We start from the raw sequence: 16433 nt of genomic DNA, 5'->3' as shown, positions 1-16433 counted from the left end.
TATGACAAACTATCGAACAATAGATGAAGCCAACCAAGCGGTTATTGATAAAATTGTTGCCTCAGCCCCTTTTTTATTGGATGTTGTCCCAGCAAAATCGGTGATCTCCGCTTTGAATAATAAGGTTTTACTTCATGCGGGACCGCCGCTCCAATGGGATGAAATGACTGATCCCATGCAAGGGTCTTGCGTAGGAGCTGTGCTTTTTGAAGAATGGGCCGCCAATGAAGATGCGGCACGGGCACTGTTATCAGAGGGTGCGATTGAGTTTATTCCATGTCATCACGTAGACGCAGTGGGACCAATGGGCGGGATCACGTCACCTAATATGCCCGTCTTCATTGTTGAAAATCAAACGGATGGCAACCGGGCTTATTGCACAATGAACGAAGGAATTGGTGCAGTTCTACGATTTGGTGCGTATTCTGAAGAGGTTGTTACTCGACTGCGTTGGATGCGAGATGTCTTAGCACCAACCTTGAGTGCTGCTTTAAAAACGATGGAAAACGGCTTAAACCTAAATGTACTAGTGGCCAAGGCTTTGAGTATGGGGGATGAATTCCATCAGCGTAACATTGCTGCTTCATTGGCTTTCTTGAAGGAGGTTGCTCCTATCATCACTGATCTGGAAATGAATCGTGAAGATAAAAAAGCAGTAATGAAATTTTTAGCTGATACGGATCAGTTTTTCCTAAATGTGATGATGGCTTCTTGTAAAGCGGTCATGGACGGTGCTCGCCGGATTGAAGCAGGAACTGTCGTGACAGCTATGTGCCGCAACGGGAAAGATTTTGGTATTCGGATTAGCGGAATGGGTGATGAGTGGTTTACTGCTCCCGTTAATACACCCAACGGACTCTATTTTGCTGGCTATTCAAGTGATGATGCCAATACCGATATTGGGGACAGTGCGATTACAGAAACCTTTGGAGTAGGTGGAATGGCGATGATTGCTGCACCGGCGGTTACTCGTTTTGTAGGCACTGGCGGTTTTTACGAAGCGCTGTCGATCAGTAATGAAATGGCGGAAATTTGTATTGATCATAATCCGAACTTCGCTGTCCCTACCTGGGATTTCAAAGGAATTTGTTTAGGAATTGACGCCCGTAAAGTAGTAGAAACAGGGATAACACCCGTCATTAATACGGGAATTGCCCATAAGAAAGCCGGAATTGGTCAAATCGGTGCGGGTACCGTTCACCCACCGCTGGAATGCTTCCAAAAAGCCATCGTAGCCTATGCTAAAAAGTTAGGAATGAAATAAGAAAGTGAGGGAGTCTGATGCTCTGGAAAGCCAAAACAATTGGTCAAACAATTGAAGAAATTTCCGCAGCTGCGGCTTCCTCAACTTCTTTTCAGCTACATAGTCGTTTTGCTAATGGCTTTAATTTGAGCAGTCAACACCAGTTAATTTATGTAGGAAACGATCGTAAAGGTACCATTCCCTTTGGTATTCATTTGTCAGCCGCTGATTTTGATCAGATTGGGACCATCCATCGGCCCTTTTATTTTGAACGTCAGCTAGATAGCTGGTTGTTAACCAATCAAGAGTATCAAATTGATTTACAAACGAGTAAATCCTTTGATGGTCGGCTGAACAGGATAAAGCCTGAGAACTTGAAGGAGAAAATGGCGGCTTTGTCCACTTATGAATTGAGGACAGGAATGGATTTTAGTGCTGAGCTTGCTGGAGCTTCACCAGTGTTCCAGCGGCTTTTTTCACCTGAAAGAACATCATTTACGAAAAGTTTCTTCTATTATATAGGGCGTGGAATTGGATTGACACCTTCAGGGGATGATTTTTTGATTGGTCTGCTGGCGGTTGATCAAGTATTTCAATTCCTATCCGCTGATTTTCGGCCGGTTTTGTTAGAACTGGCGGCTGAAGGGAAGTGGACTACCTCGGTATCTAATGCGTACCTGACCTGTGCCTGCAACAATCAATTCAGCAGTTTAATAAAGAATACAATTGACGCTTTAGACGGCTCATGGCAGAACTGGCAGCAGGCGATTACTGATTTAGCAGACAGCGGCAGCACCTCTGGCTGTGATACATTGGCCGGTATTTTAGCAGGTGCAAACTTATATTTGAGAAAAGGGGAGTTGAATCAATGAGTGAACGTGTAGTATTAGCATTAGGCGGAAATGCCATCCTTCAACCAGAGCAAAAGGGAACTTATGAAGAACAAAAGAAAAATATCGAAAAGGCCTGCCAACGAATTATTGAACTTGTAAAAGGGGGATATCAAGTCATTGTAACCCACGGCAATGGCCCGCAGGTTGGACAGATTTTACTGCAAAATGAATTGGCTCAGCCTGAAATTCCGACGATGCCTTTATGGGTTTGTACAGCGGAATCACAAGGCATGATTGGTTCAATTATGCAGGAAGCCCTAAAAAATGAAATCAATCGCAACCATTTAGATAAAAATGTATCAGCAGTTTTATCTTTAACAGAAGTAGATGCGAATGATCCAGCTTTCAATGAACCTTCTAAACCAGTCGGTGCTTTTTACTCAAAAGAAGAGGCTGACCAACTAGCGGAAGAAAAAGGCTGGGTAATGATGGAAGATGGTGGTCGCGGTTACCGCCGGGTAGTCCCCTCACCAAAACCTAAACGTATTTTAGGTTTAGAAAGCGTCAAAACGTTATTAGACAACAATACGGTAGTAATTTCTGCTGGTGGCGGGGGTATTCCTGTTATTCGTGATCAGCAAAACAACTTGCAGGGCATTAGCGCAGTCATCGACAAAGATTTATCGGCACTGGAATTGTCAAAAGAAGTTGAAGCCGATGTACTGATGATCTTAACCGACGTATCCAACGTCTTCATCAACTATGGCCAAAAAAATCAACAAAAACTAGAAACTATTTCCCTAGCAGAGGCTGAGCAATATTATAATGATGGTCATTTTTCAGCTGGCAGCATGGGGCCAAAAATGAAAGCCGCCATTGATTTTGCTCGCAACGGCAAAAAAGCGATCATTTGTTCACTGGAGGAAGCCAAGGATGCCTTGGTTGGCAAAACAGGAACCACTGTTTCGGGAATAATTTAACCATTAAGACCTGCCAGCAGATAGCAAGCTGGTGGGGTATTTTTTTGCAAGGCTGACTTATTGAGTTTGCTATGACGAAGTAGCTCGTATCCTATTATATAGAGGCAGAAAAACTTTCTATACTGTAAAAAGTTTAGGAAGTTTTTTGTATTCTAATTATGCAACAAAATGCATTTTATAAATTTGCAAGCTGCTTATATTTTTATAAGTTATAGATTCATGCTAGTAAGAGATATCGCATAAATAGCGTGAATTCAACTTTGTGGATTTTGATATTCGATTAAGAGTTAGGTTAATAGCTGCTATATTAAAATAAGATGAATTTTGAGCGATAATAAAATGTATATATCGTGTGAAAACCCATATACAAAGTGTAATTTTGATGGTAAAATGCATAAATATACAACAAATTTATAAAGGTAAATGAACCATTATTTTTATGCACAGGGGAGAAAAAAGGATGAAGCTATGGGGAGGCCGTTTTAACAAGGAAGAGGATCAGTTAATGCAGGAATTTGATAATTCCTTGCCTTTGGGAAAACGTTATTACGAAGAAGACATCATCGGCAGTATGGCGCATGCCACAATGCTGGGAGATGTAGGGATTTTAACACCAGATGAAAGTAAGAAAATCGTGGCTGGCTTAAAAGAAATTTTAAGTGATCTTGATTCTGGAAAATTAGTGATTGATGAGGATGCTTTTGAGGACATTCACAGCTTTACTGAGCTGACTTTGACACAGCGAATTGGTGAACTGGGTAAGAAATTGCATACAGCGCGCAGTCGTAACGATCAGGTAGCAGTGGATACGAAGCTGTATTGTCGCAAAAGAGGCAATCATTTTATTGAATTATTGGATCGTTTGATTCAAGCTTTACAGGAAAAGGGGGCTGAAAATCCGGTGCTGATGCCAGGGTATACGCATTTGCAGCGGGCGCAGGTAGTGACCTTTCAATATCATTTAGGAGCCTACGTAGAAATGTTCAAGCGGGATAAGCAGCGTATCCAGAATGCCCTTGAAATAATGAATGAAAATCCTTTAGGTTCGGGAGCCTTGGCTGGTACAACCCACCAGATAGATCGCAACAGGACGACAGAGTATTTAGCTTTTGCTTCGGCTTCAGCCAATTTCATGGATGCAGTAAGTGATCGTGACTACATTATTGAACTGCTTTCAGCCTGTTCATTAATTGCGGTGCATTTAAGTCGTTTAAGTGAGGAATTGATTCTGTGGTGTTCCCAGGAATTTAAATTTATTTCCATGGATGATGCCTACGCTACTGGCAGCAGCATGATGCCGCAAAAGAAAAATCCGGATGCCGCAGAATTGGTTCGCGGACATGCTGGCTTGGCGATTGGCTCACTGGTTTCGATGCTAACGATTATGAAGGGCTTGCCTCTAACCTATAACAAAGACATGCAGCTGGACAAGGAAGCATTTGTTTCAGCGTTTGACCGAACGGATCAGACCTTAACTATTATGCAAAAGATGATTGCCACCTTGAAGGTTCATGGGGAAAATATGGAAAAAGCCATCAAGTCCGGCTTCTTGAATGCGACAGACTTAGCGGATTATTTGGTGAAAAAAGGCCTGGCCTTTCGTGATGCTCATGATGTGGTGGGAAGGATTGTTTTGTATTGTGAAGAAAACGAACGCGCAATTGAAGAGCTGTCACTAACTGAGCTGCAAACCTATTCGGATCAAATTAAGCAAGATATTTATGATTATCTGGACTATGAAGCCAGCTTGAAGCAAGGAACCAAAAGTGAAATCAGGGGAGGCATAAAGGAATGAAGAAAAAACACCTTTTATTGTTGACCTTTGCGGCGATTGTAATCGTTGTTTTGTTCACTAGCACACCGGTTGAGGCTTCTGGATTGGAGCTGCATTTTGATCGGATTTTTCCCTATAAAGGGGTCTACTTAAATGGACTAAAAAGCACCTTGAAAATCACCATGTTTTCTCTTTTAGGAGGCTTAGTCTTAGGTATTCTATTATCGATTATTAAAGTATCTTCTATTAAACCATTGAAGCTGGCAGCACAGTTTTATACATCGATTTTTCGCGGCACTCCGCTGCTGGTGCAGGTATTTATTGTTTACTTTGCGACACCTCAGCTAGTTAACTATGAAATTCCAGCCTTTAATGCAGCGGTGATTGCCTTCTCACTGAACTCTGCCGCTTATATTTCAGAAATTTTGCGGGGAGGGATCGAAGCAGTAGATGTGGGGCAAATGGAAGCAGCCCTGTCTTTAGGTGTATCCAAAAGAGATGCTATGATGGATATTATTATTCCCCAGGCATTAAAAACGGTTCTGCCGGCCCTAGTGAATGAAACCATTGCCTTGTTGAAGGAATCTTCACTAGTTTCCACAATCGGGATGCTAGATTTAATGCGTTCGGCACAGGTAGCCATGAATGCAACGTATTTAGCTTTTGAGCCTTTTATTGTGGTAGCCGCAATTTATTACATCTTAGTTATGATTTTGAATACCTTTGCCGGATTTATTGAAAGGAGATTGAAGCGCAGTGATCGATATTAGAAATCTTCATAAATCCTTTGGCTCTGTGGAAGTGTTAAAAGGAGTCAATTTGCAAATTGCCAAAGGGGAGATTGTCGCCATTATCGGGCCCTCCGGTTCAGGAAAGTCGACAATCCTACGCTGTATGAATCTGCTTGAAAAACCAGATGCGGGTGAAATTATCATCGATGGTCAAGATATTACACAAAAGACCATCGATATTAAAAAGGTCCGGGAAAATACGGGGATGGTGTTTCAGCATTTTAATCTATTTCCCCACAAAACAGTGTTGGAAAATATGATTTATGCCCCCATGAAAGTCAAAAAGCTGGATAAAAAAGTAGCAACTGAGAAGGCTCGCCAGCTTTTACAACGAGTTGGCCTAAGCGACAAGGAAAATGAGTATCCTTCAAAATTATCTGGTGGTCAAAAGCAGCGGGTGGCTATTGCCCGTTCGTTGTGTATGGAGCCGGAGGTCATGCTGTTTGATGAACCTACTAGTGCACTAGATCCAGAAATGGTAAAAGAGGTATTGGCAGTTATTCAAGGCTTGGCAGATACCAACATTACGATGGCGTTAGTAACACATGAAATGGGCTTTGCCCGGGAAGTAGCCGACCGGATTTGCTTCGTGGAAAATGGGATTATCGAAGAAACGGCTACACCAGAAATTTTCTTTACAGCACCACAATCGCAAAGAGCGCAAGAATTCTTAGCGAAAGTATTATAAAAAAGGATGGGGAAAAAATGAAAAAATGGAAATTAGCGATGGCAGCACTAGGGTTAGTTGGCATGTTAGCAGCATGTGGAGGCGGCGACAGCGGTACAACCGACAGCACTCAAGAAGCAAGTGGCAGCGATTCATCTAAGCCGTTAGCAGGCCAAACCCTGAAGGTAGCCATGAGTCCAAACTTTGTGCCGTTTGAATCGGCTGAGTTAAACGACAAGGGTGAAACTGAAATTGTCGGATTTGACGTGGACTTGATGGATCAGCTGGCGAAGGACATGGGCTTTAAATATGAAATTATTGAAACGGAATTTAAGGGCCTAATCGGTGAATTACAGTCTGGCCGAGCGGACATGATTATTTCAGGGATGACCGCTACTGAAGAACGTGCGAAAAGCGTTGATTTTTCAGACCCTTATTTCTATACAAAAACGGGTGTAATCTTCCCGAAAGATCGTGAAATTAAGTCAGTTGAGGACATGAAGGGGAAGAAAATCGCAGTAAGCTTCGGAACCAATTACGAAAAGCAAGCACAAAGCATGGGGGCAGAAGTTACACCTTTTGACTCTGGTGCCGCAGTGTTGCAGGATCTGTACAATGGTCGAGTTGATGGTGCAATGATGGATGCAACTAAAGCAGCCATTGAATCTGAGAAAAATCCAGACTATTCTTACATTATTTTCAGCGATGAAGAGCTGGGAATTACTGGAGACAACACCTTTAACATTGCTTTTGCCAAAGATTCTGACTTAACTTCAGAATTTAACACCTACATCAACCAATACCGTGAAGACGGCACGATGGATGAAATTGCTTCTCGTTGGATGGGTGAAAAATTCATTGAGGAAAACAAACAAAAATAGATACAAGCAAATCTTTGTAAACAGAACTTCCTATGTGTTTCTAGCATAGGAAGTTTTTTTTTGCAGGATTAAAATCTTCTCGTGAACTACCCGCCACTTAGCTAAACCTATCGGTTCTTCATGCTTGAAGTGGGAGCTTCTTGGGAACAGAGCTTACTTGCAAGAGTATGTCTTTGCTTGCAGCGGCTTCTCTTTTTTGCCAAGCTATCCCCGTAGTTCCTACGGTTCTTGATTTGGTTATACGAGGGCTTGCAGTCGAAGTCCCTCGTTTAGAATGTTGATACTGGCATTGATGTCTCGGTCATGGTGAGTATGACAAACTGGACAAGTCCACTCTCGGATAGATAGAGCCTTTTTACCATCCTTGTGTTCACAGGATGAACATATCTGACTAGACGGGTACCATCTGTCTACCTTAATTATTTCTCGTCCATACCAGTTGGCTTTGTATTGCAGTTTCGTCACAAAGCTGGACCAAGAAACATCGGAAATATTTTTGGATAATTTATGATTCCGCAATAGACCTTTCGTGTGTAAGTCTTCAATACAGATCACATCGTGGTTTTTGATAAGATCGGTACTCAACTTATTTAGAAAGTCGTTGCGTTGGTTTTTGACTTTTTCGTGCACTCGTGCCACTTTGCATTTTTGTTTTTGGTAGTTCTTGGCTTCACTTAGCTTTTTGCCTGCTTTCTTAGCTCGCATCCCGCGTCGAGACAGCTTCCGCTGTTCGCGTTTCAATTTTTGTTCCATTTCAGAGGTAAAGCGCTGGTTATTAATCTTCTGGCCGTCCGAAAGAATGGCAAAGTCTGTAATTCCCAGATCGATGCCTACGAATGTGTTTGTTTTAGGTAGTTTTTGTATCTCTTCTTTGCATAATAAAGAAAGGTAATATTTGCCACTTGCATGACGGGAGATTGTTGCTGATCGGAGCTCTCCTTGTGGTTGGCGATGAAGTTTGATGCGGACAAGGGATTTTAGTTTCGGTAGTTTGATGTATTTGTTATCCACCAGCGAAATAGTACCATGTTGATTATTGGTGGTGTAGCTTTGTATAGGATGACTTTTGCTTTTGAATTTAGGGAACCCCACACTTTTATTGCGAAAGAAGTTGTTGTAGGCCTTGTCCAAATTCAGTTGGGCGTTCGCTAAGGAGAGGCTGTCGACTTCTTTCAAATAGGGATAGTCGTTCTTGAATTTGGCTGGAGTAGGCTTTTTCAATTTTTGGGAAGGATCTTTTTTCATTATCTCATACGCCTTTATCCGCTCATCCAACAGTAGATTGTACACTTTTCGAACACAACCAAAAGTCTTGGCAAAGAAGATTGCTTGTTCTTCTGTGGGATAGATGCGGAAGTTGTAAGCTTTTAGTTGTTCCATCAAGTTCTCCCTTTCTTTGCTTGCTCAGATCACAAGAACATATGTTCTTTATGTGATTATATCATGTGCAAAATAGTGTAGCAATACATTTTTTGTCGATTTTTGAGTTGCACCATGCAACCCCAAAACCGACCGGCATTCATCACCCATCTATAGAGGATGGGCGACTTCTGCCTGAAGTTCTCTTAAATCAGCAACCGTTTTCATCAAACTCTAACCGACAGATTTTAGCAGGTTTGTTATAATTAAACTATCTGAAGGAGGAGATTCGTGCATGAAATTGAATCAGTTTGGTTTACAGCAAGTATCATTAGAAACCGCTAAGCAGGAATTGTCTGCTCTTGGCTTTTTAACTCAGGAGGCACCAGCAGCAACAGACCTGTATTTTAACTTTTTAAAAAAGAGCTTCGTCCTGGTGCAGGATGAGGGTGGCTTTGTTGCTAAAATGGGAAATTATTTAGCAACACCTACAAGTGATTTGGCAGCCTTTTATCAAAGCAAAGAAACTATCACCAGCGATGTATTTTATTTAGTGGCTCTGCAATTGCTGGAGTTCGAAGCAGGTGTTGACTTTAAACCAGAGAATTTGGCAGAAGAATTGAAAAAGATCAATTTGCCAACCGTTACTGGAGATTTCAGTCAAGTGGATACGGTGATTGAAGCTTGGTATTTATTGCTGAACAGCCACACTAAAAATGGTCTGGCGTTCATCGACAAATTAGCTAACCTTGGCTTTTACCGCCAGCAGCAAATCGAAAAGCCCTTTTTCTTTAACGGCAAAGCCCAGGCAGTTTTCGAAACTGAAAAGATCATCCGTGAGGTCGTCTATGTTGAGGCACCGCTGGATACTGACGATGATGGTCAGCGGGATTTGTTAAAATTAGAAATTCTGCGTCCAGGGGAAACCGAAGACGGGTTGAAGGTTCCCACTTTATTCACTGCCAGCCCATACAGTCAAGGAGTCAATGGCCCAGCTGGCGAAGCATTAACCTATGATGTCAATCAGCCACTGGAAAGAAAAGAACCAAATGACACTAAATACGAGGATATTCAATATCAACCAGTAGAAAAGAAATTGCCTGCTGAACGAGTGGTGGCTGGTTCAGCAACCCATGCGACAGAAACCTTTGTGAAGGAAAACAATCATAGCTTGAATGACTTTTTCTTGGCTCGTGGGTTTGCGGTAGTTTATGGTGCGGGTATTGGAACCAAAGATTCTGACGGCATCCAAACCTGCGGCTCCGTGGAACAAACCACAGCGATGGTGGCGTACATTGAATGGCTGGCAGGCAATCGTCGGGCCTTTACCAACCGCACCGACAATATCGAAATTAAAGCTTGGTGGAGCAACAAGAAAGTAGCGATGACTGGTAAATCTTACTTAGGAACTTTGGCTACAGCTTGTGCTACTCGTCAGGTAGAAGGTCTGGAAACCATTATTTCCGAAGCGGCAATATCTAACTGGTATCAATACTATCGCGACAACGGCTTAGTAATCGCTCCAGGCGGATTCCCTGGGGAGGATGCGGATGTATTAGCGATCGAAACCTACAGTAAAATGCAAAATGCCGGCGATTACCTTCACAGCAAAAAATTCTTCGAGGACTACTTGAAGCAAATGGCGGAATGGCAGGACCGGAAAACGGGGAATTACAATACCTTCTGGGATGAGCGCAACTATTTGCCGTTTATCAAGGATATTCAATGTGATGTTGTAATGGTTCATGGGTTAAATGACTGGAACGTGAAGCCGCGGCAGGTAGCTGATCTGTGGGATGCGTTGAAAGAAGTACCGGTAGCTAAAAAACTGATTTTGCATCAAGGTCAGCACATCTATATTAACAATGTGCCGTCGATTGATTTCCATGACATGATGAATTTATGGCTGAGCCACAAGCTTTACGAGGTAGAGAATAATGCCAAAGAAATTTTGCCAGACATTGTTTATCAGGCGAATACTGATGCAGAAACCTGGCTGACTGCCAAAGACTGGAAAGGCAATCAGCTAGAGACCTTATACTTTGGAGAGAAAGCTTTAGAAACTGAACCACAAACAGGCCAAATGACCTTCAAAGACCAATTACCAGAAGATCAATTCACTGCCTATACGAAAAATATTGAGAAATGGGAAAGGGAATTGAAGGAAGCAGGTCCCATGGATGGCCATCGCTACTTGGCGAAATCAGCTGTTCTATCCGAAGAGCTGTTTCTGAACGGCCGTCCAAAAGTAACAATTCGAGTAGCCTCTAGCCAAGCTTTGGGTATGCTAAGTGTCGAGCTGATTGATTTCGGTGATGCCAAACGCCTAAAACCAGTGCCGGACGTTTTAGTACCAAAAGGCTTGCAGCTGGGCTATAACTGGCGTGAGGACAACGTAGTGGAATTGAAGCTGGGTGCACCAACGCCTCACAAGTTGATTTCCCGCGGACATATCAATTTGCAAAATCGTGAAAACCCTTGGAAGGTTAACGATTTGCAGGCTGGTGAGTTTGTCGAAATAGAGCTTGAACTGCATCCAACGATGTATCACTTGCCAAAGGGTCGTCAAATTGGTTTAGCTGTTTATGGCACTGATTTTGAAAAAACGGTTCGCGGTAATCAGGATATCGAATATACCTTAGATTTAGCTGCTTCACGTATAGATTTGCCAATAGAATAAATGTTTGCGACTCCTTCCGTTTTTAATTGAAGGAGTCTTTTTATGCGCAAAAAAACCAGCCAAACAAGTTGGCTGGAACTGAAATATGGGGTATAGGGATGTGTTACAACTAAAGCATACCATCGACTGTTAAATGTGACAAAAAATATGCACTTCTTGTTTACTCTTCAGCAGTTGAGAAATCTAAAGGACGATAAATGATCTCTTTGTTAACGTTAATTGTTAATTCTAACAGCTGATGGGGAGCAGAAATTACTTGAACTTGTTCTCCAGTAACCGACAAGATTAATTGTTCAAAATGATTCATGCCATAATTAGCTGCAGCCATTACATACCCATCCTCATTCGTCGTAATGATCAGATTCGCAGGTGTCGCTAACGACCAGCCATAGGGCAGCGAATAGTGAATCAATTCTTTTGGTTGTTTCGTCATCCATTAACACTCCTTTTCTTTTCACTATAGCAAATTAAGGCCAAGAGTTACAGGTGAAGTTTCAGAGAAGATTGGTAATGATCCGATACAATTCATGAACAATTGCGTAAATTATTAGGTCGTAGCAGATGGCTTTAGAAAAAGGAGCAATTTTTTGTTTTAGGGTGGTATAAGCATTTACGATCATAATAATCATCCTTTCGCTTCTAACTTGAATTAAGCTTACCGGAGCTTCGTGAATAGACCATAAAAGAAATGAGAAAAATACCTAAAGTTATTTATAAGCTCAGGCCATCAGCCCTTAAATAGCTATAAAACTAGGTGAGAGGAAGGCCTATCGTTTAAGATAGTTGAGAGAAAAGCGTTTTCTTGATATAATAAGATAAAAATATCGCAAAAGAAATAGGTGAAAAAAAAATGAAATTTAGACCTAGTGAAATAGAGCATCCGATAAAAATGTACATTCGCAGAGATTTAGGGATTACAGTTGAACAATTTGGCAAGGTTGCGGGAATTCCACAGTCCACCTTGGCTACCTGGATCAAACGGGAACGCCGGGTTGAAAAGCTGCCTATTGATTTCTACAGCTCATTGGCCACGGTTAGTGAAAAGAAGATTGAGGAAGTCTACCGAGAATTATTGCAATGGCAGCAAAGCTATGATCGCTACAAGCAGGAACGGCTGCAATTAATCGAAGATGAAAAGCCGCTATTTGCGCTGGCAGCAGAAGAAGGCGCAGCCATCTATCGCATTTACCGTGGACGTAAAGAAGAAACACTTTTGCTGGAGCCAGCCAAAAAACTGCGCAAAGCCATTGATAAACTGGACGGGGAATCCTTCATTCAGGTAATGATTGAAATCTATGGCAGGGCGGCTCAACCAATGCCGACATGGTTAGCTCAGACCTTTAGCAACAAAGCGCAAATCAAGGAAGTCGGCCAAGCCTTTTACAATGAACTGCTGATAAAAGGCTAATCGTATCTTTTGGCTAGTTTAGTTCTTTGTATTACACTAGCCAAAAGGAGACGATGACTTTGAAAGAGCGTGTGGTATTATTTAGCGATGCGATTATTGCAATTATTCTGACAATCATGGTATTGGAGCTGCCAATAAAATATGGCACAAATGGGGCATTAAATTATCCCTCTTTATTCCGGGCAATTGGTATCTATTTTATCAGCTTTTGTTTTGTTGCTAGTGTCTGGTTTCAGATGGCCTATGCCTTTAATGCAATTGAAAAAGTGAAAAACAAGATTTTGGTTGTGTATATGCTGCTGCTATTTTTTCTGTCATTGGTGCCGTCAGCTACTCGTTTATTAATTGAAGACACTACGCAGGAAACACTCTTGATTTATGGGGTGCTTACCTTAATTGTTACCTTCACAGCAAGACGAATGGCAGTTTCTCTAACCAAACAAGCGATTCAAGACCCTTCACTGCAAAAACGGCGAGTGGATGAGTTAAATCGTCAAGATATGTTTAGCTTGCTGGCCCGATTGGTTTTACTGGTGATCGGCTGGTATTTGGTCGAGCCGGTACTGATTATTTATTTAATTTTGCCGATTTTGGCTTTCATGCAAAATGTTGCCGATCGGGAGGAAGACAATTTTGTAGAAACCCTTACTCCAGAGCAGCGCTCGATGTATTTTGAAGATCGTGGAGGCGACCTCCGCACAGCGGCTAAAAGATATTCTCAATTGCTGCGGGAGTCTTTAAAGGATGGAGACAATCAGAATCGCTGGTCTAGCTTAATGGAGGAGTGGGACAAACGAGTCAATCAAGAGCTTTCAACCAAAGAACAACAGCTTAATCAAGCAACGGATGAAAAAGAAAAAGCCAAGCTGACCTTTGAGGTGGCTCAGCTGAAAAAGCAGCAGCAGGCCATTAGCATGCAGCAGCAGCGGTATCAACAGCGAGCTGCTCGTGTGAAGCATCAAAAAGAATAAAGCAAAAAAGTAAGAGATCAAATCCACATAGTGATCTCTTACTTTTTATTTGCCCGAAATTTTTTATAGTTCCAAGCTTTCATGGGAGACAAACTTTGAATTCGGTGGTATGATAATTTCCAAACAAACGGTGACACTTTGTCACTTGAGAGAACTAGAAATTTTTTCAATTACTCATTCATTAGAAAGGTCCTGGTAACTTTGAAAAAATCTACCTTTGCTTTAATCGTTTTTATGACGGGTGTTTTTATGTCGGCTCTCGATAACGGGATAATTTCCAGTGCACTATCAACCATTAACTACTCCTTCAATGTAAGTGAGGTGCAAGGAACCTGGGGAATTACACTTTATACACTAGGAATGGCTATTTCGACTCCGATTATTGGTAAGCTGGCTGATAAATTTGGCCGGCGAAAGCTTTTTCTGATTGAAATCAGTATTTTTGCTTTGGGATCACTGCTGGTAGCTTTGAGTTCATCCTTTGTCTTTTTCTTAGCAGCGCGTTTGATCCAATCAATTGGCGGCGGTGGAATTTTTATTATTGCCTCTAGTCATGTGCTTTCCACTTATCCGAAAGAAAAACAGGGGGGCTTACTTGGAATTTTAGGAGCTATAAATGGGGTTGCCTCAGTTGTGGGACCTAATTTGGGTAGTGTGATTTTAAATACTACTGGTCATTGGAGCTGGCTGTTTCTGATAAATTTACCTATCGCCGTTTTTGTGTTAGTCAGCGGTTTTCTGGTTATTCCTGAAACGAAGGCAGCAGCGATTAATAAGCTTGACTACCAAGGTTTAGTGTTATTGACTTTAGGAATTCTAAGCTTCATGTTCGCCATAACTAATTTACAAAGCAGTTCTTTGATTAACAGCTTGCTGCAGCCGCAAGTCTGGGGCGTGTTCTTGCTGGGGCTATTGTTTTTTGCTATGTTTATTCGAGTTGAAAAGGGGATTAAGGAAGGGATCGATCCGTTTCTGCCTTATCAATTGCTTAGAAGCCGTGGCTTTGTCTTAACGTTGTTCATGGGCTTGCTGTCAGGAACCTTAATTGCTGTGTTTGTGTTTATTCCAAGTTTTGTGGAACAGCGGTATGGTATTTCTGCTAACAATAGTGGTGTATGGATGAGCGGCATAGGAATGGGCGCCATCGTTGGTGCAGGAGCTGGAGGTGCGCTGGTATCAAAACAAGGTGCTACGAAGACAATTATTCTCTCTGGATTACTGTCTACCTTTGGCTTTGGTTTAGTTGCTTTCCTTAGTCCTTCCGTTTGGTGGTTTGTTGGCTCATCGACAATTGCCGGGATCGGGTTTGGAATGTTGATGGGGGCACCGTTCTCAGTACTAATGTCTGAGATTGCTAGTGAAAAAGACAGCGGAGTTGCTTTAGGAACCTTATCTGTTTCTCGTCAAATTGGTTTAACGCTGGCTCCAACTATTTATGCTACGTTAGTTCAGCAAGGCTTTAGCAGAATTGATCTTGGTGCAGCGACCTCGGTTGAACAAGCCTATCGAAAGCTGCAGGAAATGAATGCCGGTCTTGAAAAAAACAATTTGTTGAATGCTTTCCATAGTGCAGCTGCTGGGGCCTACCAACAAATGTTTCTCTTTGCTGTGGCAGCCTCTTTCTTGATATTAGCAGGCGGCAGCTATTTGAAAAAGAAGAATTTTTAATTAAGCAGTAAAAGACAATCAGTCCAGATCGATTATTCATTGATCTAGTTCTGGTTGTCTTTTTTCGAGGTATCAAAAAAAGGAGTTAAAAAGCCATGTGCTTCTTAACTCCTTTTTCACTTTTCTACTATTATATAGGTCTATATAGGTTCTTTTATAGCTCGGCGCGAATTGTTCCAGCTAACTTAGACAATTCTTCGGTTGTGCGGCTGGTATGCCGTGCAATATCAGCTACCCGCAGAAAGCTGTTTTTGTACATTGCAACTTCCCTCAGTTTTTTGTATTTTTCCTCGACTTCATTGTAGGTAACTGGTTTTCGATCAGTCTGCTCTACGGTCTCAGAACCGTTTACATAATGTAAGCCTAAAAAAGACAACGCATCATTGACACCGTCTAGGAAAGCTTCATACTCTTCTTGACGAATTTTTCCGTCAGCTAAGCGTTTCTTTTGTTTTTCAATAAAAAGCTCTACTACTGTTTCCATTCTACTACCCCCATTTGCTTGAAGAAAGAACAAACTCTTTTCCTGTTTATTGTACTATGAAAAATCAGTTTTGTGTCATCAAAAAGCAAAAAGAGGGCCAAAATCTCACAAAAAAATCTGTTGTTATAATAAAAGCGAAAAATTCTGAGAATCCCTATAATTTCCTGTTTCTTTTATGGTAAAATGATTAAAATGCAAAGGAGTGAAAAAATTGGAAAACATTGAAAAGCATCTCAGAAAAGCTAAAACCTGGAATATGGTGCTTCTAGTACTTGGGTTAATTTCGTTAGCTTCATCTTTATTCAGTTTACCTTCAACATTGAATCCCCCAAAAGAAACTTATGATGCGATGGGATCATACGGTGCTCAAATGTATGAGTATTTGAACAGTCCGATGACCAAAGCCATCTATATTATAAGCCTTGTAATTACGATTGCATTGATCGTTTGTTACTTTATGGCCAATAAGAAACTAAAAGAAGGCAAAGCCCCTTCTAAAATTCCTTATTTTGCTAAACTGGGTTGGACAGTTGTTTCTTTACTAATAGGTTTTATCACTACACCAAAGGGCGAATTTATGGGCGTCGATATGTCAGCTGCTACCCAAATTACGTCAATCGTAACAAGCGCTTTGATCTCTATCCCAGCCATTTTGGTAATCGTTCACCTATTCAAGGCTGAACCTGAGGAGTAA

General features: G+C 41.7%; 16 protein-coding genes. 12 read left to right on the top strand and 4 right to left on the bottom strand.

The annotated features are described in order from the left end of the window. The first annotated feature begins 1 nt into the window (after position 1). The 7 genes from I588_RS02075 to I588_RS02045 all read left to right on the top strand — a co-directional run bounded on the left by I588_RS02075 (position 2) and on the right by I588_RS02045 (position 7169). Positions 2-1264, top strand: a complete 1263-nt coding sequence (locus I588_RS02075; RefSeq protein ID WP_010757281.1) for a YlbE family protein — start codon at positions 2-4, stop codon at positions 1262-1264. A gap of 17 nt (positions 1265-1281) precedes the next feature. Next, positions 1282-2115, top strand: a complete 834-nt coding sequence (locus I588_RS02070; RefSeq protein ID WP_010757280.1) for an oxamate carbamoyltransferase subunit AllH family protein — start codon at positions 1282-1284, stop codon at positions 2113-2115. After that, positions 2112-3056: a carbamate kinase gene (gene arcC / locus I588_RS02065; RefSeq protein WP_010757279.1), complete on the top strand. Its 945-nt coding sequence runs from the start codon at positions 2112-2114 to the stop codon at positions 3054-3056. Before I588_RS02070 ends, arcC begins: the two co-directional genes overlap by 4 nt. A gap of 460 nt (positions 3057-3516) precedes the next feature. Further along, entirely contained in the window at positions 3517-4851 is a 1335-nt protein-coding gene (gene argH / locus I588_RS02060) for an argininosuccinate lyase (protein WP_010757278.1), read from the top strand. Further along, positions 4848-5600: an amino acid ABC transporter permease gene (locus I588_RS02055; protein ID WP_010757277.1), complete on the top strand. Its 753-nt coding sequence runs from the start codon at positions 4848-4850 to the stop codon at positions 5598-5600. Before argH ends, I588_RS02055 begins: the two co-directional genes overlap by 4 nt. Beyond that, positions 5587-6309, top strand: coding sequence for an amino acid ABC transporter ATP-binding protein (locus I588_RS02050; protein WP_010757276.1), 723 nt, complete (start codon positions 5587-5589; stop codon positions 6307-6309). The genes I588_RS02055 and I588_RS02050 overlap by 14 nt, the downstream gene beginning before the upstream one ends. Before the next feature lie 17 nt (positions 6310-6326). After that, the gene (locus I588_RS02045) at positions 6327-7169 is read left to right on the top strand and encodes a substrate-binding periplasmic protein (RefSeq protein WP_010757275.1); all 843 of its coding nucleotides are present in this window, start codon (positions 6327-6329) and stop codon (positions 7167-7169) included. A 237-nt stretch (positions 7170-7406) separates the two neighbouring features. On the opposite strand, the gene tnpB is transcribed toward I588_RS02045, so the two are convergent. Then, positions 7407-8549, bottom strand: coding sequence for an IS200/IS605 family element RNA-guided endonuclease TnpB (tnpB, locus tag I588_RS02040; RefSeq protein WP_010757274.1), 1143 nt, complete (start codon positions 8547-8549; stop codon positions 7407-7409). Positions 8550-8823: 274 nt separating this feature from the next. Between tnpB and I588_RS02035 the strand changes: the two genes are divergently transcribed. Further along, positions 8824-11208 carry a Xaa-Pro dipeptidyl-peptidase gene (locus I588_RS02035; protein WP_010757273.1) on the top strand — a complete coding sequence of 795 codons (2385 nt, stop codon included), beginning with the start codon at positions 8824-8826 and terminating at the stop codon, positions 11206-11208. 160 nt (positions 11209-11368) lie between these two features. Here the strand turns inward: I588_RS02035 and I588_RS02030 are convergent, their stop codons facing one another. Beyond that, a complete protein-coding gene (locus I588_RS02030) occupies positions 11369-11641 on the bottom strand; it encodes a hypothetical protein (RefSeq protein WP_010757272.1) in 273 nt (90 codons plus the stop codon). Positions 11642-11702: 61 nt separating this feature from the next. Continuing rightward, positions 11703-11837 carry a hypothetical protein gene (locus I588_RS27995; RefSeq protein WP_281169973.1) on the bottom strand — a complete coding sequence of 45 codons (135 nt, stop codon included), beginning with the start codon at positions 11835-11837 and terminating at the stop codon, positions 11703-11705. Positions 11838-12058: 221 nt separating this feature from the next. Here I588_RS27995 and I588_RS02025 point away from each other — a divergent pair, with 221 nt between their 5' ends. From I588_RS02025 to I588_RS02015, 3 genes are all read left to right on the top strand, one after another. After that, positions 12059-12616: a hypothetical protein gene (locus tag I588_RS02025; protein ID WP_010757271.1), complete on the top strand. Its 558-nt coding sequence runs from the start codon at positions 12059-12061 to the stop codon at positions 12614-12616. Between the two features lie 59 nt (positions 12617-12675). Next, positions 12676-13587: a TMEM175 family protein gene (locus tag I588_RS02020; protein WP_010757270.1), complete on the top strand. Its 912-nt coding sequence runs from the start codon at positions 12676-12678 to the stop codon at positions 13585-13587. Positions 13588-13788: 201 nt separating this feature from the next. After that, on the top strand, positions 13789-15255 hold the full coding sequence (locus I588_RS02015; RefSeq protein ID WP_010757269.1) for an MFS transporter: 1467 nt from the start codon (positions 13789-13791) through the stop codon (positions 15253-15255). 154 nt (positions 15256-15409) lie between these two features. Here I588_RS02015 and I588_RS02010 read toward each other — a convergent pair whose 3' ends face one another. Next, the gene (locus tag I588_RS02010) at positions 15410-15739 is read right to left on the bottom strand and encodes a hypothetical protein (protein WP_010757268.1); all 330 of its coding nucleotides are present in this window, start codon (positions 15737-15739) and stop codon (positions 15410-15412) included. Positions 15740-15950: 211 nt separating this feature from the next. Here I588_RS02010 and I588_RS02005 point away from each other — a divergent pair, with 211 nt between their 5' ends. Then, positions 15951-16433, top strand: coding sequence for a hypothetical protein (locus tag I588_RS02005; protein ID WP_010757267.1), 483 nt, complete (start codon positions 15951-15953; stop codon positions 16431-16433).

The sequence above is a fragment of the Enterococcus pallens ATCC BAA-351 genome, from assembly GCF_000407485.1.
GTDB lineage: Bacteria > Bacillota > Bacilli > Lactobacillales > Enterococcaceae > Enterococcus_A > Enterococcus_A pallens.
Note: the sequence above shows the minus strand (reverse complement) of the source record. Positions and strands in the feature narration are given on the sequence as shown.